Below are 24709 nucleotides of genomic sequence, written 5' to 3'. Positions count from 1 at the left end.
TAGAATGGTCCGTTTTTGGTTTAGCTGAGGCGTTGAGGCCCGGCGCGAATGCCGGTAACCTGGCTAATCCAGGTACAGACGCGAAACGCGCGGTGGGAAAAAGAGGGGGTGTATGCCGCCAGGTGAACAATGGCAGGAGGAGTACTATCCTGCGTCAACAGCGCGCTAAGCGTGTCGAGAAGAGCCAGATGCTGCGCCTGAAGCGGTGAAGACTCTTCCGCTACCGGCAGCGCCTGCGGCGCCATCGCAAAAGAGAGATGGCGAATAACCGTACGAATGGCGTGCTGATGCCAGTAATCAACGGTGAAATTGGGTCGACGGCTAGAAGCTTCCAGCAGCGCAAGCTGGGAAAAATTGACTTTCGCAGGATGATGATTGCTGGACGTCGTTTTTGCGGGCGACGCGGTCTCATGCTCATGACCATTGCTAAGCGCAGGCAGGCCAAGGCTAGCCGCGACCATCCCCAACAGGAGATGCGGCCAGAAATACCGTCTGCCAAACTGTCGCCAGCGCGTCAGCAATCCACTCAATTACGTTACCTTTTGTTGGTAGCAACCCTAAGAAATATTTTGCGTTCAAATACTAACATTAATACGTCGTCACGGCAGCAGGAATGAAGTCTCAGGCGGGGTAAAAACGTTTAAAAAAGGAACGAACGCGTAAAAAATGCAGTTAAAAATCAAAGCAGGGCGCAGCGGGAATATAAAAAAGAAAACGACTGGCTCCCTGGCCGGAGAGAGTACCAGGTTACCAGTCGAATTTACTATCGGGTCTGACTTATGCCAGAACCAGCGTTGGAGCGCGGAACGCCAGCGGCATTTCTGCGTCGTCCTCGAAGGTCACATACTCCCAGGCTTCCTGTTTTGCCAGAACAGCCTGCAGCAGTTTGTTATTCAGCGCGTGACCGGATTTGTACGCCGTAAATGCACCGATAATATTGTGACCACACATAAAGAGGTCGCCAATGGCATCCAGCATTTTGTGACGGACAAACTCATCTTCAAAGCGCAGACCGTCTTCGTTCAGTACGCGATAATCGTCAACAACGATGGCACAATCGAAGCTGCCGCCCAGGCACAGGCCGCGGGACTGCAGATATTCGATATCACGCATGAAACCGAAGGTACGCGCGCGGCTAATCTGGCGCATAAACGCATCAGCCGAGAAGTTCATTGCGTAGCGCTGGCTACTGGAATCAATCGCCGGATGGTTAAAATCAATGGTGAAGTCCAGTGAAAAACCATTGTACGGTTTGAATTCAGCCCATTTATCGCCATCTTCAACGCGAACCGTCTCTTTAATACGCACAAATTTCTTAGCGCAGTTCAGTTCATCGATGCCGGCATCCAGCAACAGATAAACGAACGGAGCCGCACTACCGTCCATAATCGGAACTTCCGGCGCATCGACTTCAATAATAATGTTGTCGATACCCAAGCCAGCCAATGCAGCATTGAGGTGCTCGACCGTCGATATCCGCACGTCATGCTCGTTGACCAGGCAAGTACAGAGCATGGTATCACGCACAGATTTGGCATCAGCCGGAAAATCAACCGGTGGATTCAAGTCGGTGCGACGATAGATGACCCCGGTATTTGCCGGCGCAGGGCGTAACGTCAGGGTGACTTTCTTGCCGGTATGCAAACCGACGCCAGTCGCCTGAACGATACGTTTAAGAGTCCTTTGTTTGATCATCGTATAATCTCGCCAAGTTACCTATCCAACCGAAGTGTACTACACATTCGGCAGGCCAGTTTAGCACAAAGAGCGCAGATGCCCAACTTCCAGCCAATTCTTAATCGGCTTGCTTACGCAGGAAGGCTGGGATATCCAGATAATCCGGCTCTTTCGCCGCCTGCGGCGTATTGTCGTTGACCACTTTTGCGGCCGGTTTCTGCTCTTGAGTCAATGGAGACATACCGTGCTGCTGGTAACGATCCATCACTGGCTGCTGCACCTGTTTGTTAGTCACCAGAGTAATTTCTGGACGTTTGTCCATACCGATACCGGTGGCAACAACGGTTACGCGCAGTTCGTCGTTCATATCCGGGTCCAGAGAAGTACCGATAACCACGGTGGCGTTATCCGAAGCAAATGCGCGGATAGTATTACCCACAGTCTCGAACTCATCCAGACGCAGGTCGAAGCCCGCGGTGATGTTGACCAGAACGCCACGCGCACCGGACAGATCGATATCTTCCAGCAGCGGAGAAGAAATCGCCATTTCAGCCGCTTCTTCCGCACGGTCTTCACCGCTCGCCACGCCGGAACCCATCATGGCGTAGCCCATTTCAGACATCACGGTACGCACGTCCGCAAAGTCGACGTTCATCAGGCCAGGACGGGTGATCAGTTCAGCGATACCCTGCACCGCGCCTTTCAGCACGTCGTTTGCAGCGCCGAAGGCGTCGAGCAGAGAAATGCCGCGACCCAGTACTTTCAGCAGTTTGTCGTTCGGGATGGTGATCAGCGAGTCAACGTGCTTGGATAGCTCGGTGATACCCTGCTCAGCGAACGCCATACGTTTCTTGCCTTCAAAATTGAAAGGCTTAGTCACGACGGCAACGGTCAGGATACCTAAATCTTTTGCGACTTCAGCAACCACTGGCGCAGCACCGGTTCCGGTACCGCCGCCCATGCCGGCTGCGATAAACACCATGTCGGCGCCGTCAAGAGCGGCACGCAGCGCTTCACGGTCTTCATCCGCTGCGTTACGGCCGACTTCCGGGTTTGCGCCTGCGCCCAGACCTTTAGTAATACCGCTACCGATCTGGATAGTCTGGCCAACAGCCGTTTTGCGCAGAGCCTGCGCGTCGGTGTTCACCGCGAAAAACTCAACACCCTCAATGCGCTCGCGCACCATGTGCTCAACGGCGTTACCGCCGCCGCCGCCGACGCCGATGACTTTAATCACCGCGTCGTTGGTCAGTTCCATAGGTTCAAACATAATTTCTCTCTCCGTTGTGCCTGTCGCCTGAGATCGCTAATTTTCTGCGTTCTCTTAAAAAATTAAAACTCTTTTCGCAACCAACTGTTGAGTCGTTTGATCCACGACCCGACCGTTACGCGTTTTTCCACTTCTGCTTCACCACTGAGATGAGATTCCTTCCCGTAGTGCAGCAGCCCAACCGCCGTCGAGTAATACGGCTCCTGGGCATAATCCGTTAATCCGGTAATGTTCAGCGGCGCGCCAATCCTCACCTGCGTATGGAATACGCGCTGCGCGCAGGCGGCAAGTCCTTCAATTTGCGCCGCGCCGCCGGTTAATACAATGCCTGCCGCCAGGTGGTGCTTCACACCTTGCTGACGCAGCTGTTCCTGCAGTTGCAGAATCTCTTCATTAACCAGGTTGAGCAATTCGGTATAACGTGGCTCAATCACCTCTGCCAGCGTCTGACGCTGCAGGCTGCGAGGTGGACGCCCACCCACGCTGGGTACTTCTACATTTTCGTCTTTACCAACGATGGAGCCCAGCGCACAGCCGTGACGCACTTTAATGGCTTCCGCGTCGCTCGGCGGCGTACCGAAAGCGTAGGCAATATCGCTGGTCACCACGTTGCCCGCGTACGGGATCACTTTGGTATGACGCAGCGCGCCGCCGGTATATACCGCTATATCCATTGTACCACCGCCGATGTCCACCACGCAGACACCCAGTTCACGTTCGTCTTCCGTTAATACGGAATAGCTGGCGGCTAAACCGGCGAAAATGAGCTGGTCAACTTTCAGACCGCAACGTTCCACCGCTTTGACAATATTTTTCGCCATATCGTTATGGCAGGTAATCAAATGCACTTTCGCCTGCATACGTACGCCAGACAATCCGACGGGGTTTTTGATCCCCTCCTGGTAATCGATAGCGTACTCCTGCGGGATAACGTGCAGAACGCGATGTTCGTCGCGCACGCGAACCGATTTCGCGGTATGTACCACGTTTTCAACGTCGTCCTGCGTCACTTCTTCTTCTGAAATCGGCACCATGCCGATTTCATTTTGACAGCTGATATGTTTGCCTGAAAGCGCCAGATAGACTGACGAGATCTGGCAATCCGCCATCAGTTCGGCCTGGTCAATGGCGCGCTGTACGCATTTCACCACGGATTCCAGGTCGTTCACTCCGCCTTTATCCATACCACGCGATGGGCAACTGCCCACGCCAATGATATTAATCATACCGTCGGGCAGAACTTCCCCTACTAAAGCGGCAACCTTAGCGGTGCCAATCTCCAGTCCAACTACCAGTTTTCTGTCCGTCGCCTTGATCATTGTTGTTCTGCCTGTGCCTGATTCTGTTGTTGTTGAGCTTCCTCTACGGGAGCCGGTACCCAACCGACTGCCGCTCCCGAGTCATAACGCAAATCAACGTAGCTTATCCGTTTGCCGTCGGTCTGCGCCTGCTGCTGAAGAACCGGGTAGAGTTCCATAAAGCGCTGAAGCCGTTTCATGGTGTCACCCCGGCCAAGGTTGAGCTTAATATCGTTATTCAGCGTCAACTGCCAGGAACGACGCGCGGTCATTGCCGCCACTTTCAACGTGAACTTATCCTTTGCCAGCACCTGCCCCATGTCGCGATAGCCCTGAAGAACTTCGTTCTCGCTGCCTTCCGGGCCGTACAACATCGGTAAATTCTGTTTACTGGTGCGATCTGACGGCACGCTGAAAGAATTTCCGTCCACGTCTACCATATGCTGATCATTCCAGCGCGCAATCGGCACATATTCAACCAGATGAATCTTCAATTCGTCCGGCCACTGCTTTCTGACGCTCGCCTGCTTAATCCAGGGCAGACGTTCAATCTGGCTTTGAATTATATTGACGTCCTGCGTCATAAAGGTGCCCGGCGACCCTAATGCCAGAATCGCCTGACGGATATCATCGTTGCGCGTGTAGTGACGCTCACCGGTGACCACCATCTTTGACAGCGGTAATCGCTGTGCATCTTCCATCCAGCCCAGAACCATCCATCCGCTGACCAGCACGGTACAGAGCACCGCCAGCAGGAAGAAAATACCTGCCAGACGAGAGCCATTACTTCGACGCGAAGAAGTTTCTTCTTCCTCTTCGTGGTTCCGCGTATTCAGCGCAGCCTGCGACATATCACCCCGCCAGGTCCAGAATTCGTACAACAAGCTGCGAGAAGCTCATCCCGGCCTGACGCGCCGCCATTGGCACCAGGCTATGGCTGGTCATGCCAGGAGAGGTGTTTGCTTCCAGCAGATAAAACTGGCCATCGCTGTCCAGCATCACATCAATTCGTCCCCAGCCGTAACAGCCAAGAGTATCCCAGGCTTTTTGCACCAGAGCCTGAATTTCTGACTCGCGCGCGGGATCTTCAAAACCTGGGCAGAAATATTGCGTTTCATCAGAGAGATACTTTGCTTCATAATCATAGAAGGTTCCAGCCGCCTGGATACGTATTGACGGTAAAATTTCTTCTCCGACGATAGCGACGGTAAATTCCGGCCCACTGAGCCATTTTTCGATTAGAACTTCGTCATCGTGCTGAAAAGCCAGCGTCAATGCATCTTGCAATGCGCAACTTTCGCTGACTTTAGACATACCGACACTTGAGCCTTCCCGACTCGGTTTAATAATCAACGGCAGTCCGAGGGCGGCGATTTGCTGTTCTAACTCAGCAGAAAGTCCTGCGCTGAACTGTTTACGCGTGAGCGCAACCCATGGCGCAACTGGCAGCCCAGCCCCCTGCCACAGCAATTTGCTGCGCAGTTTATCCATTGAGATAGCCGAAGCCATTACGCCACTGCCGGTATAGGGCAGGTGAATCAGCTCCAGCAGCCCCTGCAATGTTCCATCTTCACCGCCACGACCATGCAGGGCAATAAACGCTTTCTGAAACCCCATATTTTTCAATTGGGTAATATCCACGTCGCGCGGGTCTACCGGGTGTGCATCGACCCCGGCTTCACGCAGGCCAGCGAGCACCGCCGAACCTGAATTGAGAGAGACTTCACGTTCAGCGGAGGTTCCGCCAAAGAGGACCGCGATTTTATCAGCCATGGCGCTCCTCCTGCGATTTTTGCGGCTGCAATTTGATTTCCGCCAGGTGACGGGCGATTTTACCGATATTTCCCGCCCCCTGAACCAGCACCAGATCGTTGCCGGTCAACACTGAAGCCAGCATCTCTGCCGCCTGCGCCGGGTCGGAAACCAGAATTGGGTCAACTTTACCGCGACCGCGGATCGTACGGCACAGCGAGCGGCTGTCGGCGCCAGGAATAGCGGCTTCCCCCGCGGAATAAACGTCCAGCATCAGCAGCGCGTCAACCTGGGTCAGTACGTTGGCGAAATCATCGTACAGATCGCGCGTACGGGTAAAACGGTGTGGCTGAAACAGCATCACCAGGTTTTTATCCGGCCAGCCCGCCCGCGCTGCTTTAATGGTGGCATCCACTTCCGTAGGATGATGACCATAATCATCGATTAGCATCGCGGTGCCGCTTTTACCGTTAACCTCAGCTAACGGGTATTCGCCAAGGAAATCAAAGCGACGGCCGGTGCCCTGGAAGCTTTCCAGTGCGCGCAGGATAGCAGCATCATCAATGCCCTCTTCCGTCGCAACGGCCACCGCCGCCGCCGCGTTCAGCGCATTGTGGCGACCCGGAGCGTTCAGTGTCACCTGAATGACTTCTTTATCCTGGCGAACCAGACGGAAATGGCCCTGAGCGCCGAGCTGGCGATAATCTTCAACGCGAACATCGGCATCATCGCTAAATCCGTAAGTGGTTATCTGGCGACCAACGCACGGCAACAGTTCACGGATAACAGGATCGTCCACGCACATCACCGCACGACCATAGAACGGCAGATTGTGCAGGAAGTTAATAAACGTCTGCTTCAGGTTTTCGAAGTCGCCATGGTAGGTATCCATATGATCGGCTTCGATATTGGTCACGATAGCAACCATCGGCTGTAAATGCAGGAACGAAGCGTCGCTTTCATCCGCTTCGGCAATCAGGTAGCGGCTGTGGCCAAGACGGGCGTGGACGCCAGCGGCTTTCACCAGACCGCCGTTAACGAAGGTTGGATCAAGTCCCGCTTCAGCATAAATGCTCGATACCATCGCCGTAGTCGTGGTTTTTCCGTGCGTGCCGGCAATGGCAATGCCGTGACGAAAACGCATCAGCTCCGCCAGCATCTCGGCGCGACGAATAACCGGAATACGTGCTTCGTGGGCAGCGACAATCTCCGGGTTATCCGCAGAAATTGCGCTGGAAACGACGACAACGCTCGCATCGCGCACGTTCTCAGGGCGATGGTTGAAATAAATCGTAGCGCCAAGCTGAGCCAGCTGCTGAGTCACCGGATTCGGCGCCAGGTCGGAGCCGCTAATCTGATAACCTTCGTTGGCCAGAACTTCGGCAATACCGCCCATGCCGGCACCGCCAATGCCAACAAAGTGAATGTGCCGGACGCGACGCATCTCGGGCACTATGGAACGCAGTTTTGCCAGATCTTGTGTATTCATTCTTTACGCCATCAACTTCTTTATTCGGACGGTGATTATCACCGCGATTAGCGCGCCAGTGCTGCGGCGCTCACTTCTTCAGCTACCCGTTCGGTCGCATCCGGAATCGAGGCTCTACGCGCTCGCTCCGCCATATCCAGCAGCGTTACGCGATCCCAACTTGCCAGGGTCTGCGCGACGGCCTCCACGGTGAACTGCGGCTGCTCAAGGATCTTCGCTGCCCCGGCCTTCTCCAGCGGCAGCGCATTCCAGTACTGCTGACGATCTTTGTGCTGAAAAGGCACAAACAGCGCCGGTAAACCAGCGGCGGCAATTTCGCTCACCGTCAGCGCACCGGAACGACACACAACAACATCGGCCCAGGCATATGCCGCCGCCATGTCGTCGATAAATTCGGTAACTTTATGCTGCGGCTGCCCGGCATCGGAGTAGGCCTGCTGCACGGTTTCCTGACCGCCTTTACCGCTCTGGTGCCAGATGGTGACAGAAACACCGAGCTTCGCCGCCACCTGCGGCATCGTCTGATTGAGCACGCGCGCGCCCTGCGAACCGCCCACGACCAATACGCGAATCGGTCCCTGACGTCCGACCAAGCGCTGCTCCGGCAGCGGCAGCGCCAGCACATCGGTGCGAACCGGGTTGCCCACAACATCGGCATGCGGGAAAGCGCCGGGGAACGCCTGCATCACTTTTTTAGCGATTTTCGCCAGCCATTTATTCGTCAGGCCGGCAATCCCGTTCTGCTCATGCAGAACAACGGGGATCCCCAGCGACCATGCCGCCAGACCGCCGGGGCCGGAAACGTATCCGCCCATACCCAGAACCACGTCCGGCTGAAAACGCCGCATAATCGCCCGCGCCTGACGCCAGGCGTTGAAAATGCGCACCGGCGCCAGCAGTTGCGCCTTAAGGCCCTTGCCGCGCAGGCCGGAAATCTGAATGAAATCAATTTCAATGCCGTTCTTCGGCACTAAATCCGCTTCCATACGATCCGCGGTGCCCAGCCAGCGAACCTGCCAGCCCTGGTCCATTAAATGGTGCGCAACCGCCAGTCCCGGGAACACATGTCCGCCGGTACCGCCCGCCATCACCATTAACCGCTTTTCCTGACCGCTCATCGAACACCCCGTGTAAACGCCTGGGCTTTTTCCAGGCGCGTTTCATAATCAATTCGTAACAGCAACATGATGGCCGTCGACATAATCAGCAAGCTCGATCCGCCGTAGCTGATCAGCGGCAGCGTCAGGCCTTTAGTTGGCAGCATACCCGCCGCCGCGCCGACGTTTACCAACGCCTGAAAGCTAAACCAAATCCCAATGGCGCAGGCCAGAAATCCGGAGAAACGATGGTCAATCTCCAGCGCCTTACGGCCAATGGACATGGCGCGAAAAGCGACGAAGAATACCATTAAAAGAGCGAGTACCACACCGATATAACCGAGCTCTTCGCCGATAATGGCGAAGATGAAATCGGTATGCGCCTCCGGCAAATACTCCAGTTTCTGCACCGAATTGCCCAGGCCTTGCCCCCACATTTCGCCGCGACCAAAGGCCATCAGCGACTGGGTCAACTGATAGCCGCTGCCAAACGGATCTTCCCACGGGTTCCAGAAAGAGGTTACGCGGCGAATACGATACGGCTCGGCGAGAATCAGCAGTACGACCGCCGAGATCCCCATACCGATAATGGCGATGAACTGCCACAGCTTGGCCCCTGCCAGAAACAGCATGGCCAGGGTGGTCACAAACAGCACGACGACGGTCCCGAGGTCAGGCTGCGCCAGCAGTAAAATCGCCAGTACGAAAATCACGCCCATCGGCTTCAGGAAGCCGCGCAGGTTGTTACGCACTTCGTCGCCTTTACGCACCAGGTAGTTGGCGATGTAGCAGAACAGCGACAGCTTGGTGAACTCCGCAGGCTGGATACGCAGCGGTCCCAGCGCAATCCAGCGCGATGCGCCGTTGACCGAGCTGCCAACCACCAGAACGATCAGCAGCATGACGATAGAGGCGATCAGCATCGCGGTACTATGGCGTTGCCAGAACTCCATCGGCAGGCGCAGTGTCACCATCGCCAGCCCGAGAGCCAGCAGGATGTATAAACCATCGCGTTTGGCAAACAGAAACGGGTCGTTAGCCAGACGCTGACCTACCGGCATCGACGCCGAGGTCACCATAATGAAGCCGATCGCGGCCAGGCCAAAGGTCAGCCACAGCAGCATCCGGTCATACATCACCAGGCTATCGGTATCTTTTTGCCGCGAGCCCATCACCCAGCCTTTCAGCGCGGCGAACAGCCATGCGAAAATAAACATTCCCGGCAGACGCGGCAGTCTCAGCCGTGGCATTTTCAGGCGCGGGAGTGATAAACGCATCAACCTAACTCCTTCGCCAGGCGAGCAAAGACGTCGCCGCGTTGTTCAAAGTTTTTAAACTGATCGAGGCTGGCGCACGCTGGAGATAGCAGAACCATATCGCCCGGGACAACCTGCGGCGCAATCTGGCGCATCGCCTGCTCCATGGTTTCCGTTTGCACAGCGACATCCGGGCGAAGGGCAGCCAGCTGCGCGCCGTCGCGGCCAAAGCAGTACAGGCGGACGTTGTCGCCGGTCAGGTAACGGCTTAACGGCGTGAAATCAGCCGATTTACCATCGCCGCCCAGCAGCAGATACAGCGTTCCGTCAAGGTGCAGCCCATTGAGCGCCGCTTCGGTACTACCGACATTCGTCGCTTTAGAATCATTGATCCAGCGCACGCCGTTGTGCTCCAGCACCTGCTGGAAACGATGCGCCAGGCCGGTAAATGTAGTCAGCGCTTTCAAGCTGCTGGCGCGCGGCAAACTAGCGGCATCAGCCAGGGCCAACGCAGCCAGGGCGTTACTGTAGTTGTGCTGGCCGCTAATCTTCATCTCTTTGACGTTGAGCACTTTCTCGCCTTTGACGCGCAGCCAGGTTTCCCCTTGCTGACGATTCAGGTGATAGTCGCCAACGTCCACGCCGAAGCTAATGCAACGATCGTCAGCACCGCGTACCGGCATGGTTAACGCATCGTCAGCGTTGACGATACAGGCCCGCGCATTTTCGTAAACTCGCAGTTTGGCGGCGCGGTACTGCTGAAGCCCCAGCGGGTAGCGGTCCATATGATCTTCGGTGACGTTAAGGATCGTCGCCGCTACCGCTCGCAGGCTCGAAGTGGTTTCCAGCTGGAAGCTGGAAAGTTCAAGAACATAAAGTTCGCGCTCAGGATCCAGCAGCATCAGCGCCGGCAGACCAATATTGCCGCCTACGCCGACGTTCAGACCCGCCGCCTTCGCCATTTCCCCTACCAGCGAAGTTACGGTGCTTTTACCGTTAGACCCGGTGATAGCTATAATCGGCGCCTGCGCCTCGCGGCAGAAAAGTTCGATATCGCCGACAATTTCTACGCCTGCATCCGCCGCCGCGCTCAGGGAAGGATGCGCCAGCGCGATGCCCGGGCTGGCGACAATCAGGTCAGCCGTCAACAGCCAATCTTCGTTCAGACCGCCGACATAGCGCTCAACGGCTTCCGGCAGTTTATCCAGTCCCGCAGGCGCAACGCGGGTATCCATCACCCGCGGCGTCACGCCGCGAGCCATGAAAAAGTCCACGCATGACAGGCCGGTCATACCCAGCCCAATAATGACGACTTTTTTACCCTGATAATCTGCCATGATTAACGTACCTTCAGCGTCGCCAGGCCTATCAGCACCAGCATCAGCGAAATAATCCAGAAGCGCACGATCACGCGCGGTTCCGGCCAGCCTTTCAGTTCATAGTGATGGTGGATCGGCGCCATGCGGAAGATGCGCTGACCGCGCAGCTTGAAGGAGCCGACCTGCAGAATCACCGAGAGCGTTTCCACTACGAATACGCCGCCCATAATCACCAGCAGAAACTCCTGGCGCAGCAGCACGGCGATAATACCCAGCGCGCCGCCGAGCGCCAGAGAACCCACATCGCCCATAAAGACCTGCGCCGGATAGGTGTTAAACCACAAGAAGCCCAGCCCCGCGCCGACAATCGCCGTACAGACGATCACCAGTTCACCAGCGTGACGCAAATAAGGGATATGCAGGTAGTTGGCGAAATTCATGTTACCCGTCGCCCACGCGACCAGCGCGAATCCGGCGGCAACAAATACGGTCGGCATAATCGCCAGCCCATCGAGGCCGTCGGTCAGGTTGACCGCATTCCCGGTTCCGACGATGACAAAGTAGGCCAGCAGGACGTAGAACAGGCCCAGCTGCGGCATGACGTCTTTGAAGAACGGCACTACCAGCTGAGTCGCCGGCGTATCTTTACCCGCCATGTACAGCGCAAAGGCAACGCCCAGCGCAATCACCGACATCCAGAAGTATTTCCAGCGGGCAATCAGCCCCTTGGTGTCTTTACGTACTACCTTACGGTAGTCGTCAACAAAACCGATGATGCCGTAGCCGACCAGAACCGTCAGCACACACCAGACGTAGGGGTTGGAAGGATAGGCCCATAGTAGAACGGAGACAACAATGGCAGTCAGGATCATAATCCCGCCCATCGTTGGCGTACCGCGCTTGCTAAAGTGAGATTCCGGGCCATCATTACGTACAACCTGGCCAAAAGAGAGTTTTTGCAGACGGGCAATCATGCGCGGGCCCATCCACAAAGAGATGAACAGCGCGGTCAGCAGGCTGACAATGGCGCGAAACGTCAGGTAAGAAAAGACGTTAAAGCCTGAGTAATATTTGACCAAATGTTCGGCCAGCCATACTAACATGTTCCGTTCTCCTGTAATGCGCGTACTACCACTTCCATGGCGGCACTACGTGAACCCTTCACTAAAATGGTCATAATTTTATGTTCTGACAGCAGCGCTTGCAGCCGCGTTACCAGCAGCGCTTTATCGTTAAAGTGTTCACCGACGCCGCTGGCGCCGCTAATCTCCGCGCTCAAGGAGCCTACGCTCAATACGCGATCGAGCCCGGCCGCTTTTGCCGCTTCGCCCACCTGACGATGGCACGCCTGGCTTTCCGCACCAAGTTCAGCCATATCGCCAACAACCAGCACCCGGTAGCCCGGCATCTCAGATAGCACCTGTACCGCGGCGGTCAGCGAGCCGACGTTGGCGTTATAGGAGTCATCCAGCAGGAGCTGGCTATCGGTGAGTTGAATCGGGAATAAACGCCCCGGCACCGCTTTCAGATCTTTCAGCCCCGCTTTAATTGCCTCATGCGTCGCGCCTACCGCCATAGAGAGCGCCGCTGCGGCCAGCGCGTTGGCGATGTTATGGCGCCCCGGCAGCGGCAGCAGCACATCAACGCTGCCGGTTGGGGTTCGCAGAGTAAATTCGGTCCCGTGCGAAGTCACATGAACGTTAGTTGCCGTGAAGTCGCTATTGGCGGCATTCGGCGAGAAGCGCCAGGTTTTACGCTCGCCAATGACGTTTTGCCAGTTCAGCCAGTCATTATTGTCGGCATTCATAATTGCGATGCCGTTGAGCGGCAGACCGGTGTAAATTTCGCCCTTCGCTTTCGCTACGCCTTCCAGGGAACCAAAACCCTCCAGGTGCGCGGCGGCCAGGTTATTCACTAACGCGGCGTCGGGACGGGTCAGGCTAACGGTCCAGGCAATTTCCCCCTGGTGATTAGCGCCTAACTCGATGACCGCGTAGTCATGCTCTTTGGTGAGACGCAGCAGCGTCATCGGCACGCCGATATCGTTGTTCAGGTTGCCAGCGGTATACAGCGTATTACCGCACTGGCTCAGAATCGCGGCGGTCATCTCTTTAACCGAGGTTTTTCCGGAAGATCCGGTCAGCGCGACCACCCGCGCCGACACCTGCTGACGCACCCACGCGGCCAGTTCGCCGAACGCCAGACGCGTATCCTTTACTACCACCTGCGGCAAATCGCAGGCCAGTCGATGGCTGACCAACAATGCGCCCGCGCCGGCAGCCTTAGCCTGTTCGGCAAAGTCATGAGCGTCAAAGCGCTCGCCTTTTAGCGCCACAAACAGGCAGCCTGCCGTGACCTTACGGGTGTCAGTGGTGACGTCTTCGATCGCCACATCGCTGCCGTGCAGCTCGCCGCGCGTGATGTCGGCCAGCTGGCTGAGAGTCAAGCGAATCATGCTACCGCCCCCAGCAGACGCGCCACGGTGACGCGATCGGAGTAATCGAGTCGGCGATTGCCGACAATTTGATAATCCTCGTGGCCTTTACCCGCCACCAGAACGACGTCGTTTTCTTTCGCCTGCATCACCGCGTTGGTCACCGCCTCCGCGCGCCCTTCCACCGCTTTGGCATGGCCCGCATCGAGCATACCGGCCAGGATATCGTTGATAATCGCCCGCGGCTCTTCGGTACGCGGGTTGTCATCGGTGACAACCACGATATCGGCAAACTCTTCGGCGATAGCGCCCATCAGCGGACGCTTGCCTTTGTCGCGGTCTCCACCGCAGCCGAACACGCACCACAGTTTACCGTTGCAGTGCAGACGCGCCGCCTGCAGCGCTTTTTCCAGCGCGTCGGGCGTGTGAGCATAATCAACCACGACGGTCGGTTTACCCGGCGCGCTGAACACTTCCATACGCCCGCAAACCGGCTGCAGGCGCACGGCGGTTTTAAGCAGTTCGGCCAGCGGATAGCCCAGCGCCAGCAGAGTGGCTAACGCCAGCAGCAGATTGCTGACGTTAAAGGCGCCCATCAGGCGGCTTTCGATCTCGCCGTTCCCCCAGCTGGAGGCAAACTGAATGGTGGCGCCGCTGTCGTGATAGTTCACGGCGGTTGCTTTCAGCCAACGCCCCCGGCAGTTCGGATTAATATGGTCTTCCATTGATACGGCAACCGCATCCGGCAGCTTCGCCAGCCAGCGGCGACCAACCTCATCGTCCGCGTTGACGATCGCCTGTCCGCAATGGTGGGTTGAGTAGAGCAGCCATTTCGCCGCTTCGTAATGCTCCATATCACCATGGTAATCAAGGTGATCGCGGCTCAGGTTGGTGAAGACTGACGCGGCAAACTGCAGCGCGGCGACGCGGTGCTGTACCAGGCCGTGAGAGGAAACTTCCATCGCGGCGAACGTCGCCCCCTGCCCTACCAGGCCAGAGAGTACGTGTTGAACATCAACCGCCGAACCGGTGGTGTTTTCCGTGGGGATAACTTTCTCCAGCAGGCCATTGCCTACGGTTCCCATTACCGCGCTAGTTTCCCCCAGCAGCTGCGCCCATTGCGCCAGCAGCTGGGTGGTGGTGGTCTTGCCGTTAGTCCCGGTGACGCCAACCAGGCGCAGTTGCTCCGAAGGCTGATGGTAAAAACGTCCGGCCAGCGCGGATAAGCGCTCGTTGAGTTGGCTCAGATAGATAACCGGCACACCGTGCATTTCACGGATTTCACCGTCATGAGCCTCATCTTTGGCCTCAGCAATAATGGCAGCAACACCTTGCGCTATCGCCTGCGGGATATAACGACGCCCGTCCGCCTGATGACCTAAAACCGCGACAAAAAGATCGCCTGAAGCAGCCACCCGGCTGTCCAGCGTCATTTCTCGCAGAATTCGCTCCGGCGCATTTGGCACCCACGGAGCGAGAAGGTCGCGCAAATTACGATCTGCCACCTGTTCCCTCGCCTTGATTAATCACTAATTCACTTTTTTCAGCCGTTGCCAGCGCATCCGGTTCAATGTTCATGGTACGCAGTACGCCGCCCATGATGGCACCGAAGACCGGCGCGGAAACGGCGCCGCCGTAGTATTTACCTGCCTGCGGATCGTTGATCACCACCACCAGCGCGAAGCGTGGATGGCTGGCGGGCGCAACGCCTGCGGTGTAAGCAATATATTTGTTGATGTAGCGACCATCAGGCCCTACTTTCTTCGCCGTACCGGTTTTAATGGCGATGCGATAGCCTTTGATCGCCGCCTTCACGCCGCCGCCGCCGGGCAGCGCCACGCTTTCCATCATATGAACAACGGTACGAACGAGTGATTCCGGGAAGACGCGCTCGCCCGGAACCGGTGGATCAACTTTGGTAATCGACAGCGGGCGATAGATGCCGTAGCTGCCGATCGTTGCGTAGACTCGCGCTAACTGTAACGGGGTTACCATTAGCCCATAGCCGAAAGAAAAGGTGGCCCTCTCTATGTCAGACCACCGTTGTTTTTGAGGGTATAAGCCACTGCGTTCTCCGACCAACCCCAAATTGGTCGCTTTTCCAAGTCCAAAACGTGAGTAAGTGTCTACTAACGCTGAGGACGGCATCGCTAACGCCAGCTTGGAAACACCGACGTTACTCGACTTCTGTAGCACCCCGGTCAGGGTCAATTCGCTATAGCGCGCCACGTCTTTGATTTCGTGGCCGTTAATTCGATAGGGAATGGTGTTCAGTACGGTATTTTCGTTAACAATACCGCGCTGAAGCGCCGTCATCACCACCATCGGCTTCACCGTTGAACCCGGCTCAAACACGTCGGTAATGGCGCGGTTACGCATAGTATCTTTGGAGGTGCCCGCGAAATTGTTCGGGTTGTAGGATGGGCTATTGGCCATCGCCAGTACTTCGCCGGTGTTGACGTCAACCAGAACCGCAGTGCCGGACTCCGCTTTGTTAAACGCCACCGCATTATTAAGCTCGCGATACACCAGCGCCTGCAGGCGCTCATCAATGCTCAGCGCCAGGTTATGCGCGGCCTGGCTATCGGTAGATGAGATATCTTCGATGACACGCCCATAGCGGTCTTTACGCACGATACGCTCGCCGGGCTGGCCGGTGAGCCACTTATCGAAGCTCTTCTCAACCCCCTCAATCCCCTGGCTATCGACGTTAGTGAAGCCAATGAGGTGAGCAGTTACTTCGCCCGACGGATAATAGCGGCGGGACTCTTCCCGCAGATGAATCCCCGGCAGCTTGAGTTTGCGGATATAATCGGCCATATCAGGATTCACCTGACGCGCCAGATAGATAAAGCGCATCCGCGGATTGGTATTGATGCGCGATGCCAGCTGATCCAGCGGCATATTCAGCGCATCGGCCAGGGCCTTCCAGCGGTTGTCGAGCGTCACGCCGCCGGCTTCATGCAGCTCTTTCGGGTCAGCCCAGATAGCTTTTACCGGCACGCTCACCGCCAGCGGGCGGCCGGAACGATCGGTTATCATGCCGCGCGCGGTGGAGACCTCCTGCACGCGCAGAGAACGCATATCGCCCTGACGTACCAGCATGTCCGGACTAATCACCTGTAGCCAGGCCACGCGACCCAGCAGGAAGCCCAGCGCCAGCAGAATACAGCCGCACAGCAACGCAAAACGCCAACTGATAAAGTTGGCCTGTTCTTCCTGACGTTTTGCTTTTGGCGTTTTCGGCGCTGCTTTCATGCGTCGCAATAATCCTTATTTCTGTACAACGATATTTTCTTGTGATGGATCGACGTGCTGCATCTGCAGCTTCTCGGTCGCGATCCGCTCAACCCGACTGTGATCGCCGAGAGCGTTCTCTTCGAGGATCAGGTTGCGCCATTCAATATCCAGCGCGTCGCGTTCCAGCACCAGCTGTTCACGCTGCGCGGTTAACAGGCGAGTATGGTGTGCCGTTGTCACCACCGTAATCGCCGTGATAATGATGCAAATGAACAGGCAGAGTGGCAGCTTCCCAAACCGCAGAAGGTCGTCTCCGATCACGCCAGGCAAAGCATGGCGCTCGTTGCTTCCTATCGACCCTTTCACCTTGCTTAGGGCTTCTGTCACTCTGCCGATCATGCGTTCGTCCTCTCTGCAATACGCAGAACTGAACTACGGGCACGAGGATTTTCAGCTACCTCTTTTTCGCCCGGCATCAACTTGCCTAATGCTCTTAACTCACGACCGCCCAGTTTTTTAAGCTGCTCTTCGGTCATCGGTAAGCCGGCTGGAACCTGCGGACCGCGGCTTTGCTCGCGCATAAAGCGCTTCACAATACGGTCTTCCAGCGAGTGGAAACTGATGATTGAGAGCCGCCCGCCTGGGGCCAGCACGCTGAGCGAGCTTTTTAGCGCCTGCTCTATCTCCTCCAGTTCACTGTTCACCCAAATGCGCACCGCCTGGAAGGTACGGGTCGCGGGATGTTTGAATTTGTCTTTCACCGGCGTCGCCGCCGCAACGACTTCCGCCAGCTCTTTGGTGCGCGTCATCGGTTCGATGCGGTTGCGTTCGACGATGGCGCGGGCGATGCGTTTACCAAAGCGCTCTTCGCCAAAGGTTTTAATGACCCAGGCGATGTCCGCCTCGTCGGCGGTTTGTAGCCATTCAGCGGCAGATTGACCGCGCGTCGGATCCATACGCATATCCAGCGGGCCATCGCGCATGAACGAAAAACCACGTTCAGCGTCATCCAGCTGCGGCGAGGAGACGCCAAGATCGAGCAAAATACCGTCGATCTTACCGGTTAGATTGCGCTCGCCAACATAGTCGGCCAGCTGAGAAAAAGGACCATGAACGATGGAAAAGCGGGGATCATCGATAGTTTTCGCGACGGCGATAGCCTGCGGATCGCGATCGATCGCCAGCAGACGTCCCTCCGCTCCCAGTTGGGAGAGAATCAGGCGCGAGTGGCCGCCGCGACCAAAGGTACCATCAATGTAGATACCATTTGGACGAATATTCAGGCCGTTAACGGCTTCATCCAGCAGTACCGTAGTGTGTTTATAATTTTCCATCATTTTACAAAGACAAATCCTGCAGGCGCTCCGACAGTTCCCCGGAAGCGGACTGCTCAGCGTCGATATCTTCCTTGACCCGTTGATACCAGGTCGTTTCATCCCACAGCTCAAACTTATTGAACTGCCCGACCAGCATCACTTCTTTTGTCAGCCCGGCATGTTGCCGCAGCACCGGCGCTATTAATAGCCGCCCGGCGCTATCCATCTGACATTCGCTGGCATGTCCCAAAAGCAAACGCTGTACGCGCCGCTCGGTGGGGTTCATGCTCGATAAACGCGACAATTTTTGCTCGATGATTTCCCATTCAGGCAAAGGGTAAAGCAGCAGGCACGGGTGATGGATGTCAATGGTGCACACCAATTGACCGGAAGCGTCCTCGATCAGCCCATCGCGGTAGCGCGTCGGTACGGCCAGACGGCCTTTGCTGTCGAGATTGACTAACGTTGCCCCACGGAACATGCCAGCCTCACCCCTTTTCGCCACTTTACCCCACAAATTCCCACAAGAAGGAGTTTACGGAGCGGAGGAAAAGCTTGTCAAGCCAGCACGAATGCCAACAGAGCTCAAAAACCCATTATTTACAGCCGATATTTGCCCTGAGGAAAAATCAACCAACAAACGAGGCAAATTAACGTTATGAATATCGGTAAGAAAACAACCAACAAACTTGTAACAGTTAAAGCAGCAAAATATCTTCGCGGGGAAAATATAAAGTGTCAGTTTGCGACGCGAGCGGCATTTTAGGTCATTCTGATGACCGTTAACAGTACCAGTTTTCGCAGGAGAGGCTCTCTTACTGCGGGGCATAGCGCTTATGGCACTCATAATAGTGAGGAAACGGGCGTTAATTCAGCAACTCACCCGCCGAATGTAACAAAATAATACAAATAAATACGCTAATCCTTTTATCGGTTAATTAAACCACTAAATAAATGGCGCTAAGAATAGAATTAAAAGAGATGTCAGGAAGATTAAGGATTTGTCTGAAAGATGCTTAACCCTGCAATTTTTACGTCATTTATCCAGATTATCGCCAGACGTGTCTCCGTCTGGCGAATTTCCTACGAATAATCCTGGTATTGCGCTCAGCGACGGTTCAGGCTGCCGCGACGATAAAGATTGCGCCGAATGCGGCTTAACCCCGGTTTCGGCTTCCGCGGTTCATCAAGGCTGGCGAGCACAATCTCCAGCACGCGTTCCGCAACGTCGCGATGACGCTGAGCAACGGCTAAAACGGGGCACTGGAGAAAATCCAGCAGTTCATTATCGCCAAAAGTGGCAATAGCCAGTTCCGAAGGCAACTTCCCTTCCCTGCGCAGCGTCACGTCCATCACACCCTGCAGCAGCGGAAACGAAGTCGTGAACAGCGCCTGAGGCATCGGATGGGTTTCCAGCCACTTTTCAAATAGCTGCGCCGCAGCTTCGCGCTCGTAGCTGTTAGCGTAGAGGAAATGCACCTCTCGCGGATCGTCCTTCCACGCCGTACGGAACCCCTGCTCACGCAGGAAGCTCACCGAAAGCTCCGGCAGGGCGCCAAGGTAAAGCACCGTTTCAGCGGGGAATTTACGTAACTCCGCGCCGAGCATTTCAGCATCATCCTGATCGGCGCCGACAACGCTGGTGAAGTGCTCACGATCGAGCGCGCGGTCAAGAGCAACAATCGGGAACGGATCGTTAGCCCAGCGCTGATAGAACGGATGCTCAGGAGGTAATGAGGTGGAAACGATAATCGCATCGACCTGACGCTGCAGCAGATGCTCTATACAACGCATTTCGTTATCCGGTTGATCTTCGGAACAGGCGATCAGCAGTTGGTAGCCGCGCTGGCGGGCCTGACGCTCCAGGTAATTAGCGATGCGCGTATAGCTGGTGTTTTCCAGGTCCGGGATAACCAGACCAATGGACCGCGTACGTCCTGCACGCAAGCCTGCAGCAACCGCATTCGGGTGATAGTTGTGCTCACGAACGACCGCCATCACCTTTTCAACAGTTTTATCGCTGACGCGATACTGCTTCGCTTTACCATTAATCACATAGCTAGCGGTAGTTCGCGAGACACCGGCCAGCCGGGCGATTTCATCCAGTTTCACAATTGCCCCTTGGGTAATAAGTACAGAACATAACCATTCTTCAGGTATGGATTCGTTTTTATAACATCTAAGCGCAGAAAAGTAAGTGCAGCAACCGCTTTAGTCTACAGTTCCCACCGATTTCGCAAAAAAATAGCCCGACAGGGGGTGTCGGGCTATTTTTATGTCAGTTTGCGCTGCTCAGCGCATGATTTTGTCGCCGCGCGACAATCCGACAACGCCGGAGCGGGCAACCTCAACAATACGGGCCACATCGCGCAGCGACGCTAAAAACGCATCCAGCTTGTCGCTAGTTCCCGCCAATTGAACGGTATAGATAGACGGCGTGACGTCGATAATTTGCCCGCGGAAGATTTCCGTATTGCGCTTTACCTCATCGCGCCCATAGCCGCTGGCCTGGACCTTCACCAGCATAATCTCGCGCTCTACGTGCGCGCCTTGCCCGAGTTCGTTAACGCGCAGCACGTCCACCAGCTTGTGCAGCTGCTTTTCTATCTGCTCAATCGCTTTCTCATCGCCAACGGTCTGAATCGTCATTCTGGATAACGTCGGATCGTCCGTCGGCGCTACCGTCAGGCTTTCAATATTATAACCGCGCTGTGAAAAGAGGCCGATCACGCGGGATAAAGCGCCCGATTCGTTCTCCAGTAATACTGATAATATCCGGCGCATAATCAGGTCCTCTCCGTTTTGCTCAGCCACATCTCGTCCATACCGCCGCCACGAATCTGCATGGGGTATACATGCTCACTGCCGTCAACCGTGACATCGACAAAAACCAGTCGATTGTTACGCACCTGCTCCAGCGCCTCGGCTAGCTTCGCTTCCAGCTCCTGCGGGTCGCTAATACGAATTCCCACATGGCCGTAGGCTTCCGCTACGCGAGCAAAATCGGGCAATGACTCCATATAGGACTGCGAATGACGGCCAGAATAGAGCATATCCTGCCACTGCTTCACCATCCCGAGATAGCGGTTATTAAGGTTCAGCACCAGTACCGGCAGCTCGTACTGCAGCGCGGTAGAAAGCTCCTGAATATTCATCTGGATACTGCCGTCGCCGGTCACGCAAATCACCGTTTCTTCCGGCAGCGCCATCTTCACGCCCAGCGCGGCAGGAAGACCAAATCCCATGGTCCCCAGACCACCAGAGTTAATCCAACGCCGCGGTTTGTCGAAAGGATAATAAAGCGCCGCGAACATCTGATGCTGACCAACATCTGACGTCACGTACGCATCGCCGTGAGTCAGCCGCCAGATGGTTTCAATTACAGCCTGCGGTTTAATCTTGCCGCTTTGCGTGTCGTATTGCAGGCAGTGACGCGCGCGCCACTGTTCAATCTGCTGCCACCAGTCACGGATTTCATCCAGCGGCTGCTGGGTCTCCTCGTGTTCGAGCAGCTCCAGCATCTGTTCCAGCACCAAGCGGGCGTCGCCAACAATAGGCACGTCGGCAGGCACCGTCTTGGATATTGAAGTGGGATCGATATCGATATGCAGTACCGTCGCGTTCGGACAGTACCTGGCCAGATTATTCGTCGTACGATCGTCGAAGCGCACGCCAACGGCGAAAATCACGTCGGAATTGTGCATGGTCATGTTGGCTTCATAAGTGCCATGCATGCCCAGCATCCCCAGCGCCTGCTGATGCGATGCCGGAAAGGCGCCGAGCCCCATCAGCGAAGACGCCACCGGCAGCTTCAGCTTCTCAACCAGTGTATACAGCTGCGGTTCACATTGGGCGTTAATCGCCCCGCCGCCGACATAAACCACCGGTTTTTTTGCCGAAACCAGCGTCTGTAACGCGCGCTTAATTTGCCCTTTATGGCCCGACGTTGTCGGGTTATACGAGCGCATGCTAACCGTATCCGGCCAAACGTACGGCAGCTTTTTGGCCGGATTGAGGATATCTTTCGGTAAATCGACGACAACCGGGCCGGGACGCCCGCTGGCCGCCAGCCAAAAGGCTTTTTTCAGCACGCCAGGAATATCTTCGGTTTGCTTAACCAGGAAGCTGTGTTTGACCACCGGTCGGGAGATACCCACCATGTCGCATTCCTGGAACGCATCGTAGCCGATTAAGGAGGTCGCGACCTGACCGGAAAGAATCACCAACGGAATGGAATCCATATAAGCCGTCGCAATACCGGTTATCGCGTTAGTCGCCCCCGGACCGGAGGTGACCAGCACAACCCCGACTTCGCCGGTTGCGCGGGCAAGGCCATCCGCCATGTGAACGGCAGCTTGCTCATGGCGGACCAGAACGTGATCGATACCGCCCAGGGTGTGTAACGCATCATAAATATCGAGGACAGCGCCCCCGGGATAACCGAATACCTGCTTGACGCCCTGATCGACCAGCGACTGGACGACCATCTCGGCTCCTGACAACATCTCCATGGTTTGCCTCCCGGCTTATTGTTTTTAACGACAGCGGAATCCGATTTCCGCGCGCTCGCACAAGACGAAGCGCAATGGCTTCGTAGTGAGGTGAATAGACTGCATGGAGTTACCATAACTGCTCGCTAACGGGCAGGCAATTGGCGACTGTCGGCACATAAGAGGCATTAAAAGGATAAAAGAAAGGTTCGCAGGTAAAACACGGTGAAAAACTTCGGAGATAAGAAAATATGATAGTCAATACTCGGGGAAAATAACCAACTACAGCAAATCATCCATTTTTTAACGGACAGCGCCGGGAGCGGACAATCGCAAACAGAATAAAATTCTACGTTTAGTGATTTTTGTCACACAAAGCAGGAGCCGAAGCCCCCGTTTGTATTGCGACCGTTTATCGCTGGCAGATATTGACCAGCAATTCTTCCATCCACTGATGGCCTTTATCGCGGCCTGCCGCTTCATGCCAGGAAAGATAGCAGGTACGGCTATTCACTTTCAGCGGCAAAGGTAATATTTGCAAATCCAGCTTATCGGCAAACTCGCTGGCTAACCAGCGTGGCGCGATAGCAACCATGTTGGTCTGGGAAACCACATTTAATACGCTAACCATCGCGTTCCCCTGATAAGCAATACGCGATTGTTTATCCGCAGTGTCATACCATGGCTGGCTAAATGAAGCGTATCGATCGAGAGCGACAACCGCGTGCTCCTCCTGATAAATATCATTTTCCATCATTGGGCCAGAAATACGCGGATGTTTCCGGCTCGCCACCAGCACCATTTCATCTTTAAATAAAGGCACGCAGGCAAACTCAGGGCGACGAAACTCTTCATAGCCAATAACGAATTCAATTTCCTGATAACGTAATTGATGTTCCGTGTTTTGATTCAATGCCGATTTAAAGACCAAATGAATGTTGGGCGCAATCTCACCAACTTTATTGAAAATAACCGAAGTCAATGCGTTATCCAGCGGGCTGCAAACGCATAAATTAAACACCCGCTCGCTGCTAAGCGGCTCAAAGCCCGAGCCCGGCAATTCGTTCTGCACTAATTGCAATGCCTGCCGCACAGAACCAAAAAGCTGATAAGCACGTGCCGTTGGCTGGATGCCGCGTCCATAACGAACAAACAGCTCATCATTAAACATCACTTTCAGTCTTGATACGGCATTGCTGACCGCCGGCTGCGACATTCCCAGGGAATGTGCCGCACGAGTGATATTTTGTTCCTGCATGACCGCATCGAATACGGTTAGCAGATTGAGGTCGACCATCCGCAGCTGAGGTTTGGTGTTTTCTACCTCAGAGGTTGGTTTATATTCAGTATCTTCTTTTAACATATTTAACTCCACTGTCACGCTAAATTCCCTTTGCCAAAGTGCAGTAATTAATTCTGAAATATCATTTATCATGCATATGACATTTGCAAAAGAGCAAAGATGAATTTTAGGAATATATCAAGGTTATGAGTGGCGACGAAAAATCTGCAGCCGAACGGACCCGCAACCCCCTAAATATATTGTTTACTTGATAAAACCAAGTGTACCCATAAATATTAAAAATAAACAATAACAGCAGCGATTAATTATAATTTAAGCACTATTACAATATCGATTTAAGCTGCCCTTAACATTCACATTTCATTATCATTGATAATTCCCCCTTACAAACTTGGACGCATTCAGCAAACAAATAATCCCAGCTATTTCATTAAGATATGACTCCGGCCAAGCGCCCTATCCTTGTGGCTTTCAGCGAAAATAAAAATTATCAAATGGTGAAATTATCTCAACATGCCGCGGCACCCTAAAAAAGATCATCGGTAAAAAAGCGCGATTGTCAGCACAATTAGCTAATTCATCTCTCAGGTAAAAAGGCCTTTTCTTCACCCAAGGGTTGACATCAAACCCCATATCCAGTAACTCTAAAAGCATAACGATTTCATCTGGAGCATGACGCAATGATTCGCAGCATTCGCTTTCTCAGCCTACTACTACTAAACGCATCCATTTTGCGCGGTAGGCTGTTGGGCGACGTTCATCGTTAAG

At 54.9% G+C, this 24709-nt stretch carries 22 protein-coding genes; 1 reads left to right on the top strand and 21 read right to left on the bottom strand.

What is annotated here, in order from left to right; genetic code table 11:
* Positions 1–20: 20 nt before the first annotated feature.
* The 21 genes from secM to leuO form a co-directional block, all read right to left on the bottom strand.
* Positions 21–530: a secA translation cis-regulator SecM gene (gene secM, locus KCG39_RS23055; RefSeq protein WP_004128963.1), complete on the bottom strand. Its 510-nt coding sequence runs from the start codon at positions 528–530 to the stop codon at positions 21–23.
* Positions 531–777: 247 nt separating this feature from the next.
* Positions 778–1695, bottom strand: a complete 918-nt coding sequence (gene lpxC / locus KCG39_RS23050) for a UDP-3-O-acyl-N-acetylglucosamine deacetylase (protein WP_004098599.1) — start codon at positions 1693–1695, stop codon at positions 778–780.
* A gap of 100 nt (positions 1696–1795) precedes the next feature.
* The gene (gene ftsZ, locus KCG39_RS23045) at positions 1796–2947 is read right to left on the bottom strand and encodes a cell division protein FtsZ (protein ID WP_004098597.1); all 1152 of its coding nucleotides are present in this window, start codon (positions 2945–2947) and stop codon (positions 1796–1798) included.
* Positions 2948–3009: 62 nt separating this feature from the next.
* Positions 3010–4266 carry a cell division protein FtsA gene (gene ftsA / locus KCG39_RS23040; protein WP_004098594.1) on the bottom strand — a complete coding sequence of 419 codons (1257 nt, stop codon included), beginning with the start codon at positions 4264–4266 and terminating at the stop codon, positions 3010–3012.
* The gene (gene ftsQ, locus KCG39_RS23035) at positions 4263–5096 is read right to left on the bottom strand and encodes a cell division protein FtsQ (protein ID WP_004128960.1); all 834 of its coding nucleotides are present in this window, start codon (positions 5094–5096) and stop codon (positions 4263–4265) included. Before ftsQ ends, ftsA begins: the two co-directional genes overlap by 4 nt.
* Position 5097: 1 nt before the next feature.
* Entirely contained in the window at positions 5098–6018 is a 921-nt protein-coding gene (locus tag KCG39_RS23030; protein WP_004128959.1) for a D-alanine--D-alanine ligase, read from the bottom strand.
* Entirely contained in the window at positions 6011–7486 is a 1476-nt protein-coding gene (gene murC, locus KCG39_RS23025; RefSeq protein WP_142468527.1) for a UDP-N-acetylmuramate--L-alanine ligase, read from the bottom strand. The genes KCG39_RS23030 and murC overlap by 8 nt, the downstream gene beginning before the upstream one ends.
* 47 nt (positions 7487–7533) lie before the next feature.
* A complete protein-coding gene (murG, locus tag KCG39_RS23020; RefSeq protein WP_032742037.1) occupies positions 7534–8604 on the bottom strand; it encodes an undecaprenyldiphospho-muramoylpentapeptide beta-N-acetylglucosaminyltransferase in 1071 nt (356 codons plus the stop codon).
* On the bottom strand, positions 8601–9860 hold the full coding sequence (gene ftsW / locus KCG39_RS23015; RefSeq protein WP_004128950.1) for a cell division protein FtsW: 1260 nt from the start codon (positions 9858–9860) through the stop codon (positions 8601–8603). Before ftsW ends, murG begins: the two co-directional genes overlap by 4 nt.
* Positions 9860–11176 (bottom strand): UDP-N-acetylmuramoyl-L-alanine--D-glutamate ligase, encoded by a 1317-nt coding sequence (murD, locus tag KCG39_RS23010; protein ID WP_004128946.1) that lies wholly within the window; start codon positions 11174–11176, stop codon positions 9860–9862. Before murD ends, ftsW begins: the two co-directional genes overlap by 1 nt.
* A gap of 2 nt (positions 11177–11178) precedes the next feature.
* On the bottom strand, positions 11179–12261 hold the full coding sequence (gene mraY / locus KCG39_RS23005) for a phospho-N-acetylmuramoyl-pentapeptide-transferase (protein ID WP_004098585.1): 1083 nt from the start codon (positions 12259–12261) through the stop codon (positions 11179–11181).
* A complete protein-coding gene (murF, locus tag KCG39_RS23000) occupies positions 12255–13613 on the bottom strand; it encodes a UDP-N-acetylmuramoyl-tripeptide--D-alanyl-D-alanine ligase (RefSeq protein ID WP_123828469.1) in 1359 nt (452 codons plus the stop codon). Before murF ends, mraY begins: the two co-directional genes overlap by 7 nt.
* Positions 13610–15097, bottom strand: a complete 1488-nt coding sequence (murE, locus tag KCG39_RS22995) for a UDP-N-acetylmuramoyl-L-alanyl-D-glutamate--2,6-diaminopimelate ligase (protein WP_004128941.1) — start codon at positions 15095–15097, stop codon at positions 13610–13612. The genes murF and murE overlap by 4 nt, the downstream gene beginning before the upstream one ends.
* On the bottom strand, positions 15084–16850 hold the full coding sequence (locus KCG39_RS22990; protein WP_004098582.1) for a peptidoglycan glycosyltransferase FtsI: 1767 nt from the start codon (positions 16848–16850) through the stop codon (positions 15084–15086). The genes murE and KCG39_RS22990 overlap by 14 nt, the downstream gene beginning before the upstream one ends.
* A gap of 15 nt (positions 16851–16865) precedes the next feature.
* On the bottom strand, positions 16866–17231 hold the full coding sequence (gene ftsL / locus KCG39_RS22985) for a cell division protein FtsL (protein ID WP_002888550.1): 366 nt from the start codon (positions 17229–17231) through the stop codon (positions 16866–16868).
* The gene (rsmH, locus tag KCG39_RS22980; RefSeq protein WP_004128935.1) at positions 17228–18169 is read right to left on the bottom strand and encodes a 16S rRNA (cytosine(1402)-N(4))-methyltransferase RsmH; all 942 of its coding nucleotides are present in this window, start codon (positions 18167–18169) and stop codon (positions 17228–17230) included. The genes ftsL and rsmH overlap by 4 nt, the downstream gene beginning before the upstream one ends.
* 1 nt (position 18170) lies before the next feature.
* Complete coding sequence (mraZ, locus tag KCG39_RS22975; RefSeq protein ID WP_004108122.1) at positions 18171–18629, bottom strand: division/cell wall cluster transcriptional repressor MraZ; 459 nt, start codon at positions 18627–18629, stop codon at positions 18171–18173.
* A gap of 626 nt (positions 18630–19255) precedes the next feature.
* Positions 19256–20260 (bottom strand): catabolite repressor/activator, encoded by a 1005-nt coding sequence (gene cra / locus KCG39_RS22970; RefSeq protein ID WP_004098577.1) that lies wholly within the window; start codon positions 20258–20260, stop codon positions 19256–19258.
* Between the two features lie 180 nt (positions 20261–20440).
* The gene (gene ilvN / locus KCG39_RS22965; RefSeq protein WP_004098573.1) at positions 20441–20932 is read right to left on the bottom strand and encodes an acetolactate synthase small subunit; all 492 of its coding nucleotides are present in this window, start codon (positions 20930–20932) and stop codon (positions 20441–20443) included.
* A 2-nt stretch (positions 20933–20934) separates the two neighbouring features.
* Complete coding sequence (gene ilvI, locus KCG39_RS22960) at positions 20935–22659, bottom strand: acetolactate synthase 3 large subunit (protein ID WP_004128929.1); 1725 nt, start codon at positions 22657–22659, stop codon at positions 20935–20937.
* 391 nt (positions 22660–23050) lie between these two features.
* Entirely contained in the window at positions 23051–24019 is a 969-nt protein-coding gene (gene leuO / locus KCG39_RS22955) for a transcriptional regulator LeuO (protein ID WP_087828464.1), read from the bottom strand.
* A 602-nt stretch (positions 24020–24621) separates the two neighbouring features.
* On the opposite strand from leuO, the gene leuL reads away from it, so the two are divergent.
* On the top strand, positions 24622–24708 hold the full coding sequence (leuL, locus tag KCG39_RS28135) for a leu operon leader peptide (protein ID WP_009654551.1): 87 nt from the start codon (positions 24622–24624) through the stop codon (positions 24706–24708).
* Position 24709: the final 1 nt, after the last annotated feature.

The sequence above is a fragment of the Klebsiella pasteurii genome, from assembly GCF_018139045.1.
GTDB classification, from domain to species: Bacteria; Pseudomonadota; Gammaproteobacteria; order Enterobacterales; family Enterobacteriaceae; genus Klebsiella; species Klebsiella grimontii.
Note: the sequence above shows the minus strand (reverse complement) of the source record. Positions and strands in the feature narration are given on the sequence as shown.